We start from the raw sequence: 15248 nt of genomic DNA on the forward strand, positions 1-15248 counted from the left end.
CTTCGCCAGGGGTAGACGAATGGCGGAAAAGGTCTGCGACCTCAACTCGGCGCCCTGGCTGGAGCACATGAACGAACAGGTCACCTCCCCACCGGAAGACCCGGGTCAGGGGCTGGCTGCCGCCGAGGTACTGCTCAGCGCCGAGGTCTTCGACGGCGAGCCGGGCTGTATCGCGCTGGCCCGTGCGCTCGCCGACCGTTTTCTGACGCGGCTCGCCGTGGAGTGCCTCGCCCGGATCGGCGAGCACACCCGCAGCGACCTGATGCTGGCCGTGAGCGAGCTGGTCACCAACGCCGACCGCTACAGCCACGGCCCCTACCTCCTGGAGCTGGAGGGCAACGCGCAGCAGATCAGCGTCACGGTGTACGACAGCAGCACCGCGATGCCCGTGCTGTACGCCCCCGACCCGTCCCGTCTGGGCGGTCACGGCATGGAGATCGTCGTGGCCCTGTGCGACCGGCTCACGGCCGAGCGGGTGCCGGTGGGCAAGCGGATCCGGGCGGAGTTCCAGCTCAGCACCTGAGCCGGGACGGCGTCCCTCAGGCGTCGAGCACGGCGGTGGCCTCGACCTCGACCAGGTGCTCCGGGATATCCAGGGCCGCGACGCCCACCAGCGTGCCGGGCGGTACGGGGGTGGTCCCCAGGCGCGCGGCGGCCCGGGCCACGCCTTCCATGAACTGGGGCATCTTCTCGGGCGTCCAGTCCACGACGTACACGGTCAGCTTCGCCAGGTCCTCGAAGCTGCCGCCGACCGCGGCGAGGGCCGTGCCGACGTTGACGTAACACTGCTCGACCTGCGCGGCGAGGTCGCCCACACCGACGGTGGAGCCCTCCGCGTCCCAGGCGACCTGTCCGGCGACGAAGACCAGCTTCGTTCCGGTCGCGACCGACACCTGCTTGTACGCGCCGATCTCCGGCAGTCCGCTCGGGTTCACCAGGGTGATGGCCATACTGCCCGCCTCCTCGTTCCGGGGACCGTGCCCCCATTGTCCACCGGACCGGCCCTTCGCCGGTCACTTGTGGTTACTCAGGAACCGTAGGAGAGTATGAGCTGACATGGAAGAACGCACTTTTCGGTGACGGGGGAACCTGATGGTGACCAAGCAGTTCAGCGGCTCACCCGAGGATGCGGATCTGCGGCGCGCGGACTCGCTGGCGCGGGAGATCTTCTCCGACGTCGCCAACAAGTGGGCGTTGTTGATCATCGAGGCCCTGGGCGAGGGCACACTCCGCTTCACCGAGCTGCGGAGCGCGGTCGAGGGCATCAGCCACAAGATGCTCACCCAGAACCTGCGGATGCTGGAGCGCTACGGACTGGTCGAGCGGTGTGTGCATCCCACCGTGCCCCCGCGGGTCGAGTACTCCCTCACGGAGCCGGGGCAGGGCCTGCGCCGGACGGTCCATGTGATGTGCGACTGGACCCATGAGCACATCACGCACATCGAGGCCTCCCGCCGCGCCTTCGACGCGCCCTAGCTAGCCCTCCTGCCGGCCGAACCAGTCCAGGCACAGCACCAGTGCGTCGTCGGGCGTCTCGGTGCCCCGGTACTCGGCCAGTTCGCCGAGCATCGCGCGCGGGACGGTGGCGGCCGGAAGCAGCCGCGTCGACTGGATGGCGCGGGCCAGCATGCGTTCGCCGTACGCCTCGCCGAGCGGGGACACCGCGTCGTAGACGCCGTCGCTGAACAGCAGCAGCCGGTCGCCGGGCTCCACCCGGAACTCCTGGACCGTGTACCGCGACTCCTCGAACATGCCGAGCGGCAGCTGCGCCTCCAGCTCCACGCGGCGGACCGTGCGGCCGCGCTGGATCCACAGCTGCGGCGAACCCGCGTCGACGACGCCGACCCGCCCGGTCGCCAGTTCGAAGCGGAGCAGCAGGGTGGAGACATGGGAGGCGCCGCGGTGCTGGTCGTAGAGGGCCTGGTCGGCCAGGGCCGCCTGGTCCGCGATGCCGATGCCGGCCCGGCGTGCGTTGCGCAGGGCGTTGACGGCGAGATTGGTGAGGAGGGAGGCCTGTATGCCCTCGCCCATGCCGTTGGTGACCGCGACGGTCAGCTCGTCGGCGTCCGCCGCCCAGTCGAAGTTGTCACCGTGGATGGCGTACGCGGGCTCCAGCTGGGCCCCGATCGCGAACTCGGCGGCGGTGCACGCGCGGGCGGGCAGCAGCTGCCACTGCATCTCGGCGGCGAGCGTGAGCCGGGTGGTGCGCCGGGCGCGCTGGTAGAGGTCGGTGTCCCGTTCGGCGACCAGGATCTCGTGGCCGAGCAGGTCGGCCATGTGGGTCAGCTCGCGGACCAGCTCCGGGGTGGACAGGGCCTGGGGCAGCCGGACGGTGAGAATGCCGAGCCGTTCGCCGCGTACGGTCACGGGCAGGTGGTGGTCGACGGCGTCGTCGTGCCGGACCTGCTGTTCGCGGGGCTCCTGGCTGCCGAACGCCCGGCCCTCGGGACTGTTGTGCAGGGAGAGCGGCTCGTTCTCGCCCTCGGGCCGGTCCAGGGATTTCAGGACCCGCAGACCGTAGTCGGCGAGATGGAGCTCCACCGCGAGCGCCCCGTAGACGCCGCAGAGTTCGGTGCGCAGGGTGGCCAGCAGGGCGTGCGGCGCGGCGGCCCGCACGGCGGCCTCGATGTCCGTTCGTCTGTTCACGGTCTCTCGCGCAATCTTCGTCCTGCGACGTCGTAGGGGCCGGGCCCGGGCTGACAAGCGGGCCTGACGGGTGACACAGTGGCTGAATGCCCCACCGAGGATTTCGCCCGAGCAGCCGCGAACAGGCGTCCGCCGACGCGGTCGCCGCCTCGGAGCTGCTGGAGGTGCTGTGGGGACGGGGCCAGGAATCCGCCGCCTCGGGAACCGTATCGCCCTCCCAGCTTCGGGCCCTGCTCGTGATCGAGCGGCAGGAAGGCACCAATCTGCGGGCGCTGGGCGAGGCCCTGGGCTCCAGTGCCCCCTCCGTCAGCAGGCTCTGCGACCGGATGGAGGCGATGGGGCTCCTCCAGCGTGCGCCCAGCCCGACCAGCCGACGGGAGGTGGAGCTGCGACTGAGTCTGCGCGGCCGAGCCCTTCTCGAAGAGTACCGGGCCCTGCGCGCCGCCGAGCTGAACGCCGTGCTGGAGCGGATGGATCCCGCCGCGCTCGCCGCGCTCGCCGAGGGCCTCGCGGCCTTCCACGCCGCCGCTTCGGAACGTCTTTCCCCGCGCGGGGATACGGCCGCGGCCCCGCTCCGCGGCGATGTCGCCGACAGCGCCTAGCTTCATCCGGCTCCCGCTTCCGCATCCATCGGTCGACCGACCTTCGACGGTCACCCGAGCAACCGTCGCGGATCAGATTGTTACCCCTTGGGGAATGTTGTCAAATGGCAACTGTTACTTCTATCGTTGCCCCGTACCCCGCCGCGACCAGGGACGGAACGACGCCGACCCGTCCGACAGAACGGCTCGCCGCTCCCTTCCGACCCGCCCGAGGTGCCATCCGTGCTTTCATCGCCCAACGAAGACCGAGCCGTCAGAATCACCACCCGACAGGAGCGGGGCGCTCTGGTCCTCACCGTGTCGGGTGACCTCGACATCGACAGCGTCGCACCGCTGGGCCTCGCCCTGACCTCGGCGGCCGACGACGGCTCCGGCCCGGTCGTCGTGGATCTCTCCGGCGTCGGTTTCGCGGACTCGACGACGGTGAACGTGCTCCTCCAGGGCCACACCGCGCTGGGCGACCGGCTGCGGCTGGCAGCCCCGTCCCCGTTCGTGCGACGCCTGATCGACATGATCGGTCTCGACAGCGCGCTGCCCGTCCTGCCGGCCGTGGACGATGCCATCGACGCGGTCCTGCCTTCCTGACGGACCGCCTTCCGACCGACTGCCCTTCCGACGGACCGGCCTCCTGGCCGACGACTGCCTTCCTGACGCTACGGTTCCGCCCGAGCGGGTCCGGGAGCCCGGTCGAACACGCAGTCCCCGCACAGCCCGCCGCCCGGGCAGCGCCAGTACAGGCAGCAACTGCGCCGCCGGAACGCCGGACCGTGCGGGGCGCCGGTGCCGCGCAGTGCCGCGTCGTCGAACAGTTCGGCCGCCAGCGCCCGGGCCCTGGCGGCCACGTCCGGCCGGTCCTGGGCGCGTGCGAAGGCGACGAGTTCGCGTACGGCTCCGGCCAGCGCGGACCCCGCGTTGCCCCACAGCAGCTGCGGCGAGATGTTCCCGTCGCACCGGAACGCCTCGGCCAGCGGAACCAGATGCCCGTACTGGACCTCTTCGCGGATCCGGGCAGCCGTGCCGGGCAGCTCCGTCACCTCCGACAGCCACAGGTCCTCCGGCGAGGTGGACGACGGGTCCCAGTGGAGGGCGGCGGGCGGCAGGGCGGGGATCCGCCCGAAGAGCGCGGCCGGGCCCAGGGCGACGGACCAGAGCCGGGCGGCGAGACCGAGATGGGCGATGGACGCGGCGACCCTGCGCTCGGGGGCCGCGAGACGTGCCGCGACCTTGTCGACACGCGCGGCGAGAGGGCCGTTCTCGCCCGCGTACAACCGCTCCAGCGGCCGGTGTCCGCCGCCGGGCGCCGGGGTGGTCCGCAGCGCGAAGAATCCGCCGACCGACGCCTGTAGCACCAGGTCCATGCCCTGCTCCCCCATCGGTTCCCGGTCCGTCCCCGGGCCGCGTGCGCCGTCGGCCGTTCGGCCACCGGCTGTGTCGTCCTCGCGGCTCACCGTATCCGCCGCGCGACAACTTCTGACGGCTGGGGGCGGCAGGACTACCGTCGGGAGGAGGACGTCGGTCCGCCGGGCGTACTACTGGGGCAGTAGGCCGAAGTGCAGTCTCAAGGACGACGACGTGGGGCCCCGGACGGGACATCGTGGTGTACATGAGTTCCCTTGCGCTGTCCGTGCTGCTGTCACTGATCTCCGCGGTCGCGTACGCGGCCGGGGCGATCATCCAGGAGCGCGTGGCCGCGACCGGTGACAACTCCTCGCGCGCCCTGGTGCGCAACGGCGTGTGGTGGGTCGCCGTGCTGCTCAACGGGACCGGTGCGGTCCTGCACGTGGTGGCGCTCGCCTACGGGCCGCTCAGCCTGGTCCAGCCGCTCGGCGCGCTGACGATCGTCTTCGCCCTGCCGATGGCGGCCCTGTTCGTCGGACGGCGGGCCGGGGCGACGGCCTGGCGCGGCGCCCTGATGGCGACGGCGGGACTCGGCGGACTGCTGGCGCTCACGGGGAACGCCGAGCCGCACACCCTGAACGGTCCCGAGCAGGTGCTGTTGGCCTCGGTGACGTTCGGGGCCGTCGGCGCGCTCGTCGTGCTCGCCCGTACGCTGCGCCGGCCGGTCCTGCGCAGCATCGTGCTGGCCACGGGGGCGGGCGGGGCGTTCGGGATGGCCTCGGTGTTCACGAAGACCGTGGCCGTGGAGTGGACGTCCGGTTCGGTGCGCTCGGGCGCTCTGCCGCTGCTGGTGATCGCGGGGCTCGCGGCGGCGGGCCTGTTCCTGTCCCAGGCCGCCTACCGGGGCGCGGGGCTCACGGCTCCGCTCGCGACGGTGACGGTGGTCAACCCGGTGGTGGCCGCCGCGATCGGCATCACGCTGTTCGGCGAGCACTTCCGCCTCGGCGTCCCGGGCACCGCTCTGGCCCTCTTCTGCGGGGCCGTGGCCGCGGGCGGGCTGATCATGCTGACTCTGGAGCGGATGGGCAAGGAGCCCGCCCAGGAACCCCGGACGCCGACGGACCCTGCGGCGGTCGACGCCGAGGCGGCAGCGCCTGCGGCGACGGGCCCGGCCGACGGCTCCGGTTCGAAGGACGCGGCATCCGGCGCGGAGGGGCGGGAGGGCGGCCGCCCCTCGCCGTCACCGGGCGTGCCGGAACCCGCGTCGGGGCGGCTGCCCGTGGCGCACACATCGTCGCCCCTGCCGCCGGGACAGGCGGTGCCGCAGGTGGAGTTCGGTGCGCCGGGCCCGCTCGCGGAGCAGCGTCGGCGGGGCGGGTCCACCCTGCGGCGCCCCCGCTCCGAGCGGACGGTTCAGACCCTGACGCCGCCGGCCCGGAGGTAGGCGAGCGGGTCGACGTCCGAGCCGTAGCCGGGGCCCGTACGGACCTCGAAGTGCAGGTGTGGGCCCGTGCTGTTGCCCGTGGAGCCGGAGCGGGCGATGCGCTGTCCGCCGGAGACCGTCTGGCCCGCGCGCACATGGAGCGCGGAGAGATGGGCGTACTGGCTGTACTTGCCGTCGCTGTGCCGGATGACGACCTCGTAGCCGTACGCTCCGGCCCAGCCGGCCGAGACGACGTGCCCCGGGGCCACCGACTTCACCGATGTCCCGGTGGGCACGGGGAAGTCCACGCCCGTGTGATAGCCGCTGGACCAGGAACCGGCCTGCCGGTAGGGGGTGCCGGTGCCGGCGGCCACCGGGGCGCTGAAACCGGAGTGCTTCACGGCGCGCTCCGGTGCGGGCGCCTCCTTCTTGGGCGCTTCTTTCCTCGGCGCTTCCTTCTTAGGCGCTTCCTGCTTCGGTGCTTCCTTCTTGGGTGCTGCCTTCTGGGGCGCCTGCTGCTTCGGGGCTTCCTGCTTCGGTGCGGCCTTGGGCCGGTCCGCCGAGGGCTTCGGGGCGGTCTGCCGCGCGGGCTTGCCGGAGCTCTTCCCCTCCCCCGCCTTCTGGTCGAGACTCAGCCGCTGGCCGGGGAAGATCAGGTCCGGGTCGCCGCCGACGACGCCGCGGTTGGCCGCGTAGAGGCTCTGCCAGCCGCCGCGCACCCGCTGGGCGGACGCGATCCCGGAGAGGGAGTCGCCGCTCGCGACGGTGTACGAGTCACGCTTGCCCGGTACGTGGGTGGGCGTCGCCTCGGCGGGCCGGGTCTGCGGCTGCCTGGCGGGCGCGCTCTGCGGCGCCGCGGCCCGGACGGGCCGGTTTCCCGCGCTCTGCGTGTCGGGCCCCGCCTCCGGGGCGGACCCCGGCGCGTCGCCGCCCCGGGTGAGCCCCGCCCGTACGGAACAGGTGGGCCAGGCGCCGGGGCCCTGGCCGTCCAGCACCTTCTCGGCGATGGCTATCTGCTGGTCGCGGGTGGCGAGGTCGGCGCGCGGCGCGTACTGCGTGCCGCCGAAGGCTGCCCAGGTGGAGCCGCTGAACTGCAGCCCGCCGTAATAGCCGTTGCCCGTGTTGACCGCCCAATCGCCGCTGGACTCACAGGCGGCGACCTTCTCCCAGGTGTCCACCGGTGCGGCGCCCGCCGAGGCCGCGGTGATGAGCGGGAGCGCGATGCCCGCGCCGCCCGCCGTCACCGTGAGCGAGGCACGGTTGATCCGGCTGGGCTGATACCTGCGGTGCCGTCCGTTCGCGGCCATACTTGGCTCCCCCACTGGCTTTGGGACATCTCGCAAGGGGCAACGTAGGTCCGCGCTGTGACTGATCACAAGCAAAACGTGATACTCGGCCGCCCCCGGTCGGTCCGTGGCCGGAATCCGATCCCCGGATGCCCGCTGACAGCACATCCGGACGGAGCCGCGAACTTCCTTCACTCCTCGAGGTGTTCAGCCATCACCGCACCCCTCCGGACTCCTCCGGCCAGGCCCGCATGGCCACCTCCGCGAGCGTCTCCAGCTCCGCGCGGCTCGCACCGTCCCGCGCCTGCTGCGACATTCCCTGGATGACGGCCGCCGTATAGCGTGCGAGTGCCGCCGCGTCGGCGTGCGCGGGCAGCACTCCCGCATCGATGTCCGCCTGGATCCGCAGCCGGAACTCCGTCACGTTCCGCTCGCGTCGGCCGCGCAGCGCCGCCACCACCTCGTCCGACGAGCAGTTCTCCGCGGCGCTGAGCACCATGCAGCCGTGCGGCCGGCCGGCCGTCGTGTACTCCGCCGCCGCCTCGCGCAGCATCCGCGTGACGCCGCGTCGCGCGGTCGGCTCCTCGGCCATGGCACGGTCGCCGAAACCGCCGAAGTGGGTCGCGTACCTCTCGACGACCTCCCCGAAGAGGGTGCGCTTGTCGCCGAACGCCGCGTACAGACTCGGTGCCGCGATGCCCATCACTCGCGTCAGGTCCGCGATCGAGGTCGCCTCGTATCCCTGCTCCCAGAAGGTCAGCGTCGCCTGCTGGAGGGCGGCCTCCCGGTCGAAGGACCGTGGCCTGCCGCGCTGTCTCGTCGCCATGCGCGAATTCTATAGCGACCGCTAGAGAACGTGCTACGGTCCTTTCTGTAGCGACCGCTAATCAAAAAGGGAGGGCGGAGCCATGGGCTCGCTCACGGGGAAGACGGCACTGGTCACCGGCGGCAGCAGGGGCATCGGACGAGGGATAGCCGAACGGCTGGGACGAGACGGAGCGGTCGTCGGCGTGCACTACGGCAGCAACGAGTCAGCGGCCGCGGAGACCGTGGCCGCCATCGAGGCGGCAGGCGGCAAGGCGTTCGCGCTCGGCGCGGAGCTGACGGCCCCGAATGCCGCCGCCGCACTCTGGGCCGCCTTCGACGCGCACACGGACGGCCTGGACATCCTCGTCAACAACGCGGGGATCGGCACGTCGCGGAAGTTCGCGGAGATCGGGGAGGAGGAGTACGACCGGCTGTTCACCGTCAACGCGAAGGCGCCGTTCTTCCTCACACAGCAGGGGCTCGACCGACTGCGGGACGGTGGACGCGTCATCAACATCTCGACAGGCCTCAGCCACGCGGCGATGATGCCGGACCTGATCGCCTACGCCATGTCCAAGGGCGCGCTGGACGTGTTCACTCGCTATCTGTCCAAAGTGCTGGGCAGGCGGAGCATCACCGTCAACGCGGTGGCGCCAGGCATCGTGGACACCGCCGTCAACGCGGACTGGCTGCGCGCGAGTGACGAGGCCTGGGCCGACGCGGCCGCCCTGTCCGCCCTCGGGAAGGTCGGCACCCCGGCCGACATCGCCGACGTGGTGGCTTTCCTGGCCTCGGACGAGGGCCGGTGGGTCACGGGCCACTGGATCGACGCGACGGGCGGTTCACTGGCCTAGGGTCTTTCGTCGAGCTGCCGGCCGCCGGTCGAAGGTTCGGCGCACCGTTTCGGAACAACCGGACAGCCACCACATGGAGAGCGCTCTCCACCAGTGCTATAAAGGCGCTCATGACGGATGATCCGCGCTCGGCCGGAGCGCCCACCCTGGAGGACGTGGCGCGGGCGGCCGGCGTCTCGCGCGCCACCGTCTCCCGGGTCGTCAACGGGGTGCGCAATGTGGACCCGGTGATCCAGGAGGCCGTGCGGCAGGCGGTCTCCGTGACGGGCTACACCCCCAACCGGGCAGCCAGGTCCCTGGTGACCCGGCGGGCGGACGCCATCGCCCTGGTGGTGTCGGGCGCGGGCGTCGAGCCGGAAGCGTCCCGGGGGGACTCCACCACCGGAGCGTCCGGGGGCGGGAGCGGGCCCGGGGCCTGGTCCGGCGGCCGGGCGTCCGGGAAGGACGAGGGCAGCGGCGGGGTCTCCGGCTCGTTCACCGCTCAGGTGTTCGCCGACCCGTTCTTCGGCCGGGTGGTGACCGGGGTGGTCGACTACCTGCGTCCGCGCGGAATGCACCCGGTCCTGATGTTCGCGGAGACCTCACGGGCGCGCGAGGAGGTGGTGGCGTACCTGCGGCAAGGCAACGCGGACGGGGCCCTGGTCGTCTCGACGCACGCCGAGGACCCGCTGCCCGCCCTGATCGCGGACGCCGGTCTGGCGGCCGTCCTGTTCGCACGCCCCGCCCGGCCGGTCCCGGTCAGCTATGTCGACCTCGCGCACCGGGACGGCGCGCGGCTGGCGGCCGAGCATCTCCTGGGCCGGGGCTGCCGCCGGATCGCGACGATCAGCGGTCCGCTGGACGTACCGGCGGGCGAGGCCCGCCTGACGGGCTTCCGGGACACCATGGCGCGCCACGGGCACCCGTACATCCCCATCGCCGAGGGGCAGTTCACCCAGGAGAGCGGCGAGGCGGCGATGGAACGGCTGTTGGCGGAACACCCCGACCTGGACGGGGTGTTCGCCGCCAACGACCTGATGGCTCTGGGGGCCTGCCATGTCCTGCGGGAGCACGGCCGCTCGATTCCGGGGGACGTGGCGGTGGTGGGCTTCGACGACAGCAGCGCCGCCCTGGCCTGCCGCCCGCCGCTGACCACGGTCCGCCAGCCGGTGGAGGGGATGGCCGCCGAGATGACGCGCCTGCTGCTGGACCGGCTGGCCCGGCCGGACGGCCCGGTGACCTCCGTGATCTTCGAACCGGAGCTGGTGGTACGGGGATCGGCCTAGGGCGTGCACCCTCTGCGGCTCACCCGCGCGGCGGGGTGCTAACGTGCCGACCGGCCTGGTCAACCGGCCGCGGTGGAAAAGGAGTTGCGCGGGTCACGCCGCGGGACGGGTGAGCTCATGGGCGCGGAGAGCGACACGGTGCATCCGGAACCACCGGAGCACCCGGAGCACCCGGAGCTGGGCACTTATCAGCGTACCTATCGGCCGATGCGCAGGAAGCCCTCCGCGTACGCGTCGCTGCTGCTGTTCCTGACCCCCTTCTCGGTCCTCGCCTATCTCCTGACGCTCCTCCTCGGTGCGATCTTCGGCCGGGACGGAGCCTTTCTCCCCGCGGTGCTCGGCGGGCTGGCGCTGCTGGTGCCCTTCGCCGTACGGGTGCTCTGGTACCGACGCCATACGAGGGTGGAGTTCCGCCATTACGAGAAGGGCCTCGTCGCGGTCGCCGCCGGCGGCCGGGAAGTGGTCTACCCCTGGCAGTCGACAGCGGTCTTCACGGACGGCTGGAACCGCTTCAAACTGTCCACCCCCGAAGGCACGGTCGTCACGCTGGGGCCGACGGACCGCAGACCCGCACTCGGCGGGGAGCGGATCAAGGGCCTGCGCACCCGCACGGTGATCCGGGGCGCCCAGGTCCTCCAGGACGAGAAGTGGAACCCGGCGATCCTGCACGGCGTCCGGAACGCGCGGCTGGCACCGGCCACCGCCACGGCTCTCGACGGCGGCGAAGTCGCTTTCGGAGATCTCGTGTTGAGCCGGGACGGACTGACCGTACGGCGCAGGCGCGGCCGGGACGATTTCACGGCCTGGGAGGACGTCCGTTCGCTCGCCCTCTCGCCCGAGGGACTCCTCATGGTCTCCTCCCGCGGCAGCGACTTCCCGACGCACTTCATGAGGTACCGGTACCGGATACCCAACCTGGAGATCTTCCTCGACCTCGCCCGTCGGCTGCACGAACGCGCAGCGCGGCCCGCGCCCGTTCCGACGCCACCGACACCGCACGCACCGCCCCCGGACGCACCCGTTCCGGACACCCCGCACCCGGACCCGCGGGCTCCGGCCGGCCCCGCTCCGGCTGTCCGGGACGACGGACTGCGGGACCTCCTGGCCCAGTACCTCACCTTCGGGATCGGTCTGTGGGCGGCCTGGCGCCTCGGCACCCGGGAGGAGATCGACGGGCTGGGGGCCGCCCTCCTCGCCGTCGTCACGGCGATCCTCGGCGGTATCGGCGGGGTGCTGGTCGGCCTGATCGTCGTGACCGCCCTCACGACCGTGTCGAAGGTCGGGGGCGAGATCCTCGTCGAATCCGCGATCCGCTGGTTCCGGCACCGCCGGTACATCGCCGCGGCCGTCCTCGCTCTGGGCATCGTCGGTGCGCCCACGGCGCTGCTGTTCGTCCTTTTCCGCGCCTTTCCGTCCCGGCTGATCCCCCTGGTGGTACTGCTCTTCTTCGGCGGCTGGGCCTTGCTGCTCGGGTTGATGCGGTGCGTACGGTCGGAGCGCCCGGCCGTACGTCACCTTCCGCATCTGCCCGGACTCTTCCTCGCCGTGCTCGCCTGTGAGCAGCTGGTATCCGGCGACGTACTGACCGTCGCACCGGCCGCCGGACTCTTCTTCCCGCTCGCGCTCTGGCTCTCCTGGCGCGGCTGGCGGTGGATGAAGGACTCCCCGCGACGGACGGTGCAGGCGGCGGCCGACGTCGTCCTGTCCGCGGAACTCGGCCTGGTGCTGACCCTGCTCGTGGTCTGGCTGGCCAACGTCCTCTCGTTCACCCCGCCCCAGGTGACCGTGGTGCTGAAGGTGGTCGAGAAGGTACAGGGGCTGACCGAGGTGCACTGGCTGTACTGGATGGCGGCCTACACCGTGCTGGCCGTCGGCAGCTACGCCCTCCTGCGCCGGCCCGGTCTCGTCGCGCGGGTCAGGCGGCTGCGCCCGGCGCGGTTCGGCGCGTCACGGCTGCCGCTGGGCCTCACCGCCAACTTCGTCCAGCGCTCCCTCTCCGGGATCAACATCGGCATCATGGTCGCGCTGATCTTCCTCGTCGTCGTGGCTCCGGTGTCCGAAGGCGCGTGGAAGCGGTCGGTGGACGAGCGGTACGCACTGGAGGTGCAGCGCCGGGAACACGCCGAGGGCTCGGCGGCCGCGTACCAGGAGATCCACCGGCAGGTCGTGCTGCACCCCCGGGCCGCCGCACAGATCGGCGACGTGATCATCGCCGCGCACCGGATCGCTCCTTCGCCGCCCGGAGAGCCTGCGAACCGGACAGCGTTGGACATCGCCCGGCAAGCCGGACGCTTTCAGGCCGGGACGCTGGATGTCGACGACCCGGCGCCACAGGCGGACCCGACCCCGGAGGGCGACGACCTCGACGGGCGGCTCGGGCAGCTCGACGAGAGCCGGCAGCGGCGCGCGGAGCGGGAGGAGCAGACCGACCGGTTCGCCGAGCTCGCCTCCCTCGCGATCACCCGCGCCCTGGACACCCTCGACGTGGGCGAGAACCAGGCCGTGCAGCTGGTCAAGGAGTACCTCGGCGGGCTGGTGGAGGACGGCCCGGTGAAGACGGTCTTCCACCGCTGGGGCGAGGGCATCGGGCAGCCTCCGCCCGAAGGCGGCCGGCTCGTGCGCATCGACGTCCGTCGTCTGACGGCGGTGGCCTACGAGCGCACCGCGGCGGCGGTCGAACGGGCCGACGCGGGCCTGCTCACCTTCTACGGGCGGTTCGGCATCGGCGTTCCCGCAGAGGACTCCTCGCTGGCCCCTGCGGTCGATCTGGCGAACCAGCACCGGTACCTCCGGCAGGGCACCGGACCCTGCACGGGCTGCGCCGCCCCCACGACGGGCGGGAGTGGCACGGGCGGCACCGGCACGACCGGAGGCGGCGGCCGGCGCTGAGCGAAAGCCGCCGTCCCCGCCGCAGGACCTGCCCCACCCGCCCGTCGCTTCCCCGGCGTGCGCCAGGATGTCCCCATGACCACCGCTCCCCCGCCCCGCATCCGGGTCGCCGCCTATGTGATACGCCGTCACCCCTCGGCCGCTCTGCTGGTGTTCGACCACGCGGACTTCCCCGAGGCGGGCACCCAGGTGCCCGCGGGCGGCGTCGGCCGGGGCGAGGTTCCGGAGTCGGCCGTCCTGCGCGAGGTCGCCGAGGAGACCGGGCTGACGGGGGCCCGCGTCGTCCGGCGGATCACGGTGGACGAGCGGCCGCACCCCGTGACCGGGCAGCCCCGGCTGACCACCTTCCTCCTGCTCGACGCCCCGCCGGGCGGGCCTTCCGCTTGGGAGCACCGGGTCCGCGGTGACGGGGCCGACGCGGGGATGCGGTTCGCCTGCCGGTTCGCGCGGCTTCCCCTGGAGCACCCGCTGGCCGACGCCCAGGACGCGTGGCTGGGCATGGTGGACGCGCGCTGGATCGCCGCGGGCGGCGCGGCCGGGAGCCCTGGCCCCGCGGGGGACACGGCCCGCTGAAGCACGGCAGCGACGACGCACTGCCGGCCGACGCGTTGGCCGGCACATGGCCTGTCGGCACACGAGCAGCCGGCACACGGCCGACCGACGCACCACGTGGGCGTCCCCGGTCCCCCGGTCCCCCGGCTCCGTTCACGCTCAGCTCATCGGGGTGCGGTGGCGTTCCCGGACCGCCTGGGCTGCCGTACGCGGCGGCGTACCGGTGACGCCGGCCGCCGGGCGGCTGCCGCCCCGGGTGAGGAAGTCGGCGAGCGGCAGCGTGGCCGCGCCCACGGTGACCGCGTCCGGGCCGAGGCGGCCCATCTCGATGGTGGTGCGGGCCGCCGCGTGGCGCAGGGCGTACTCGTTCGCGTACCGGCGGATCTCGGGCAGCAGGCGGGGGCCGATGAGCAGGCCCGCCCAGCCGCCGATCAGAATCCGCTCGGGCAGGAAGAGGTTGATCAGGTCGGCGAGGGCCGCGCCGAGGCATTCGGCCGTCTCGTCGAGCAGCGCGAGGGCCACCGGGTCCGGGGTGGCGCCCCGGCGTGCCGGGTAGGCGGCGGCGAGCAGGGCCGCCAGCGCGGTCTCGTCGTCGGCGTCCTCGGGCAGCGGGCCGCCCGCCTCGCGCCAGCGCTCGCGCAGGGCTTCCGCGCCCGCGTACGCCTCCAGGCAGCCGATGGAGCCGCAGCGGCACCGGCGGCCGCGCAACTGGACGGTGGTGTGGCCCCATTCGAGGGCGAGGCTGGTGCGGTCCTCGTCGAGGATGTCGCCGTGGTCGACGCAGGCGCCGACGCCCGAGCCGATCAGGGCGATGGCGGCGGCGCCCGCGCCCCGGCCGCCGCCGAACCACATCTCGGCCTGGCCCAGCGTCTTGGCGCCGTTGTCGATGAAGAGCGGCACCTCGGGCGGCACGTCGACCGCCTCGCGCAGCAGCTGCTCGAAGGGGACCGCGCGCCAGCCGATCGTCTGGCCGTGCACCACCGCGCTGCGTGTGCCGTCGGGTCCTTCCGGGCCGTCGCGCTCGATGATGCCGGGGACCCCGATGCCGATGCCGAGGAGCCGGCGCGGATCGGCGCCCGCGTCGCGCAGCACGTCCGCGACACCGGTGCGGACATGGGCGACGATGCGGTCGACGTCGTAACCGTGCTGGGCCAGCAGCCTTTCGGTGCGGGCCAGTTCGGTCAGGGAGAGGTCGAACAGCTCGACCCGGACCCGGGTCTCGCCGATGTCGATGCCGATGAGCAGTCCGCCGTCCGGGGCGACGCGCAGCAGCGTACGCGGGCGGCCGCCGTCGGAGTCGACGATGCCGGCCTCCTCCAGCAGGCCTTCGGCGGAGAGTTCCGCGACGACGTTGCTGATGGATCCTGAACTCAGGCCCGTGACCGGTCCGAGCTCCTGACGGCTCAGCGGGCCGTCGAAATACAACCGTTGCAATACCCTCGCCCGGTTGCCCCGCCGCAGGTCACGCACGGTCCGTCTGTTGCGCTCGGCCATGTTGCTCCTTCCCGTCCAGAACATACCCCGGCCCCAGGCCTTGACGCGACCTTCTCTCACCTCTTAAATCACGGCATAAATTAAGTCATGGA

General features: G+C 72.5%; 15 protein-coding genes. 9 read left to right on the top strand and 6 right to left on the bottom strand.

Going from position 1 to position 15248, the window contains the following annotated elements; genetic code table 11:
* Positions 1 to 67 precede the first annotated feature (67 nt).
* A complete protein-coding gene (locus AC0VY3_RS20225; protein ID WP_103507096.1) occupies positions 68 to 523 on the top strand; it encodes an ATP-binding protein in 456 nt (151 codons plus the stop codon).
* 16 nt (positions 524 to 539) lie between these two features.
* Here the strand turns inward: AC0VY3_RS20225 and AC0VY3_RS20230 are convergent, their stop codons facing one another.
* On the bottom strand, positions 540 to 950 hold the full coding sequence (locus AC0VY3_RS20230) for a RidA family protein (protein WP_103507074.1): 411 nt from the start codon (positions 948 to 950) through the stop codon (positions 540 to 542).
* Between the two features lie 142 nt (positions 951 to 1092).
* Here AC0VY3_RS20230 and AC0VY3_RS20235 point away from each other — a divergent pair, with 142 nt between their 5' ends.
* The gene (locus tag AC0VY3_RS20235) at positions 1093 to 1476 is read left to right on the top strand and encodes a winged helix-turn-helix transcriptional regulator (RefSeq protein ID WP_103507075.1); all 384 of its coding nucleotides are present in this window, start codon (positions 1093 to 1095) and stop codon (positions 1474 to 1476) included.
* Here the strand turns inward: AC0VY3_RS20235 and AC0VY3_RS20240 are convergent, their stop codons facing one another.
* A complete protein-coding gene (locus tag AC0VY3_RS20240; protein WP_103507076.1) occupies positions 1477 to 2646 on the bottom strand; it encodes a PP2C family protein-serine/threonine phosphatase in 1170 nt (389 codons plus the stop codon).
* 86 nt (positions 2647 to 2732) lie between these two features.
* Between AC0VY3_RS20240 and AC0VY3_RS20245 the strand changes: the two genes are divergently transcribed.
* Complete coding sequence (locus tag AC0VY3_RS20245) at positions 2733 to 3248, top strand: MarR family winged helix-turn-helix transcriptional regulator (protein WP_475550207.1); 516 nt, start codon at positions 2733 to 2735, stop codon at positions 3246 to 3248.
* A 222-nt stretch (positions 3249 to 3470) separates the two neighbouring features.
* Positions 3471 to 3833, top strand: coding sequence for an STAS domain-containing protein (locus AC0VY3_RS20250; RefSeq protein WP_103507078.1), 363 nt, complete (start codon positions 3471 to 3473; stop codon positions 3831 to 3833).
* 68 nt (positions 3834 to 3901) lie between these two features.
* Here the strand turns inward: AC0VY3_RS20250 and AC0VY3_RS20255 are convergent, their stop codons facing one another.
* Positions 3902 to 4606, bottom strand: a complete 705-nt coding sequence (locus AC0VY3_RS20255) for a (2Fe-2S)-binding protein (protein ID WP_475550208.1) — start codon at positions 4604 to 4606, stop codon at positions 3902 to 3904.
* 245 nt (positions 4607 to 4851) lie between these two features.
* Between AC0VY3_RS20255 and AC0VY3_RS20260 the strand changes: the two genes are divergently transcribed.
* Positions 4852 to 6030 (top strand): DMT family transporter, encoded by a 1179-nt coding sequence (locus tag AC0VY3_RS20260; RefSeq protein ID WP_242739334.1) that lies wholly within the window; start codon positions 4852 to 4854, stop codon positions 6028 to 6030.
* Here the strand turns inward: AC0VY3_RS20260 and AC0VY3_RS20265 are convergent.
* On the bottom strand, positions 6000 to 7316 hold the full coding sequence (locus tag AC0VY3_RS20265; RefSeq protein ID WP_475550209.1) for a transglycosylase family protein: 1317 nt from the start codon (positions 7314 to 7316) through the stop codon (positions 6000 to 6002). The genes AC0VY3_RS20260 and AC0VY3_RS20265 overlap by 31 nt on opposite strands.
* Positions 7317 to 7509: 193 nt before the next feature.
* Positions 7510 to 8121: a TetR/AcrR family transcriptional regulator gene (locus AC0VY3_RS20270; protein WP_475550210.1), complete on the bottom strand. Its 612-nt coding sequence runs from the start codon at positions 8119 to 8121 to the stop codon at positions 7510 to 7512.
* Positions 8122 to 8203: 82 nt separating this feature from the next.
* On the opposite strand from AC0VY3_RS20270, the gene AC0VY3_RS20275 reads away from it, so the two are divergent.
* The 4 genes from AC0VY3_RS20275 to AC0VY3_RS20290 all read left to right on the top strand — a co-directional run bounded on the left by AC0VY3_RS20275 (position 8204) and on the right by AC0VY3_RS20290 (position 13683).
* Positions 8204 to 8956: an SDR family oxidoreductase gene (locus tag AC0VY3_RS20275; RefSeq protein WP_242739340.1), complete on the top strand. Its 753-nt coding sequence runs from the start codon at positions 8204 to 8206 to the stop codon at positions 8954 to 8956.
* Between the two features lie 110 nt (positions 8957 to 9066).
* Complete coding sequence (locus AC0VY3_RS20280) at positions 9067 to 10221, top strand: LacI family DNA-binding transcriptional regulator (protein ID WP_475550211.1); 1155 nt, start codon at positions 9067 to 9069, stop codon at positions 10219 to 10221.
* Between the two features lie 207 nt (positions 10222 to 10428).
* On the top strand, positions 10429 to 13110 hold the full coding sequence (locus AC0VY3_RS20285) for a hypothetical protein (protein ID WP_146065781.1): 2682 nt from the start codon (positions 10429 to 10431) through the stop codon (positions 13108 to 13110).
* A gap of 75 nt (positions 13111 to 13185) precedes the next feature.
* Positions 13186 to 13683, top strand: coding sequence for an NUDIX hydrolase (locus tag AC0VY3_RS20290; protein WP_475550212.1), 498 nt, complete (start codon positions 13186 to 13188; stop codon positions 13681 to 13683).
* A gap of 138 nt (positions 13684 to 13821) precedes the next feature.
* On the opposite strand, the gene AC0VY3_RS20295 is transcribed toward AC0VY3_RS20290, so the two are convergent.
* Entirely contained in the window at positions 13822 to 15156 is a 1335-nt protein-coding gene (locus tag AC0VY3_RS20295; protein WP_475550213.1) for an ROK family transcriptional regulator, read from the bottom strand.
* Positions 15157 to 15248 lie beyond the last annotated feature (92 nt).

This window comes from Streptomyces sp. iso_384, from assembly GCF_056172905.1.

What these genes read in the sequence shown, in the direction of transcription:
- AC0VY3_RS20225 (WP_103507096.1), top strand. Translation starts at nt 68, where the DNA reads ATGAACGAACAGGTCACCTCCCCACCGGAAGACCCGGGTCAGGGGCTG.
- AC0VY3_RS20230 (WP_103507074.1), bottom strand. Translation starts at nt 950, where the DNA reads ATGGCCATCACCCTGGTGAACCCGAGCGGACTGCCGGAGATCGGCGCG.
- AC0VY3_RS20235 (WP_103507075.1), top strand. Translation starts at nt 1,093, where the DNA reads ATGGTGACCAAGCAGTTCAGCGGCTCACCCGAGGATGCGGATCTGCGG.
- AC0VY3_RS20245 (WP_475550207.1), top strand. Translation starts at nt 2,733, where the DNA reads ATGCCCCACCGAGGATTTCGCCCGAGCAGCCGCGAACAGGCGTCCGCC.
- AC0VY3_RS20255 (WP_475550208.1), bottom strand. Translation starts at nt 4,606, where the DNA reads ATGGACCTGGTGCTACAGGCGTCGGTCGGCGGATTCTTCGCGCTGCGG.
- AC0VY3_RS20260 (WP_242739334.1), top strand. Translation starts at nt 4,852, where the DNA reads ATGAGTTCCCTTGCGCTGTCCGTGCTGCTGTCACTGATCTCCGCGGTC.
- AC0VY3_RS20265 (WP_475550209.1), bottom strand. Translation starts at nt 7,316, where the DNA reads ATGGCCGCGAACGGACGGCACCGCAGGTATCAGCCCAGCCGGATCAAC.
- AC0VY3_RS20270 (WP_475550210.1), bottom strand. Translation starts at nt 8,121, where the DNA reads ATGGCGACGAGACAGCGCGGCAGGCCACGGTCCTTCGACCGGGAGGCC.
- AC0VY3_RS20275 (WP_242739340.1), top strand. Translation starts at nt 8,204, where the DNA reads ATGGGCTCGCTCACGGGGAAGACGGCACTGGTCACCGGCGGCAGCAGG.
- AC0VY3_RS20280 (WP_475550211.1), top strand. Translation starts at nt 9,067, where the DNA reads ATGACGGATGATCCGCGCTCGGCCGGAGCGCCCACCCTGGAGGACGTG.
- AC0VY3_RS20285 (WP_146065781.1), top strand. Translation starts at nt 10,429, where the DNA reads ATGCGCAGGAAGCCCTCCGCGTACGCGTCGCTGCTGCTGTTCCTGACC.
- AC0VY3_RS20290 (WP_475550212.1), top strand. Translation starts at nt 13,186, where the DNA reads ATGACCACCGCTCCCCCGCCCCGCATCCGGGTCGCCGCCTATGTGATA.
- AC0VY3_RS20295 (WP_475550213.1), bottom strand. Translation starts at nt 15,156, where the DNA reads ATGGCCGAGCGCAACAGACGGACCGTGCGTGACCTGCGGCGGGGCAAC.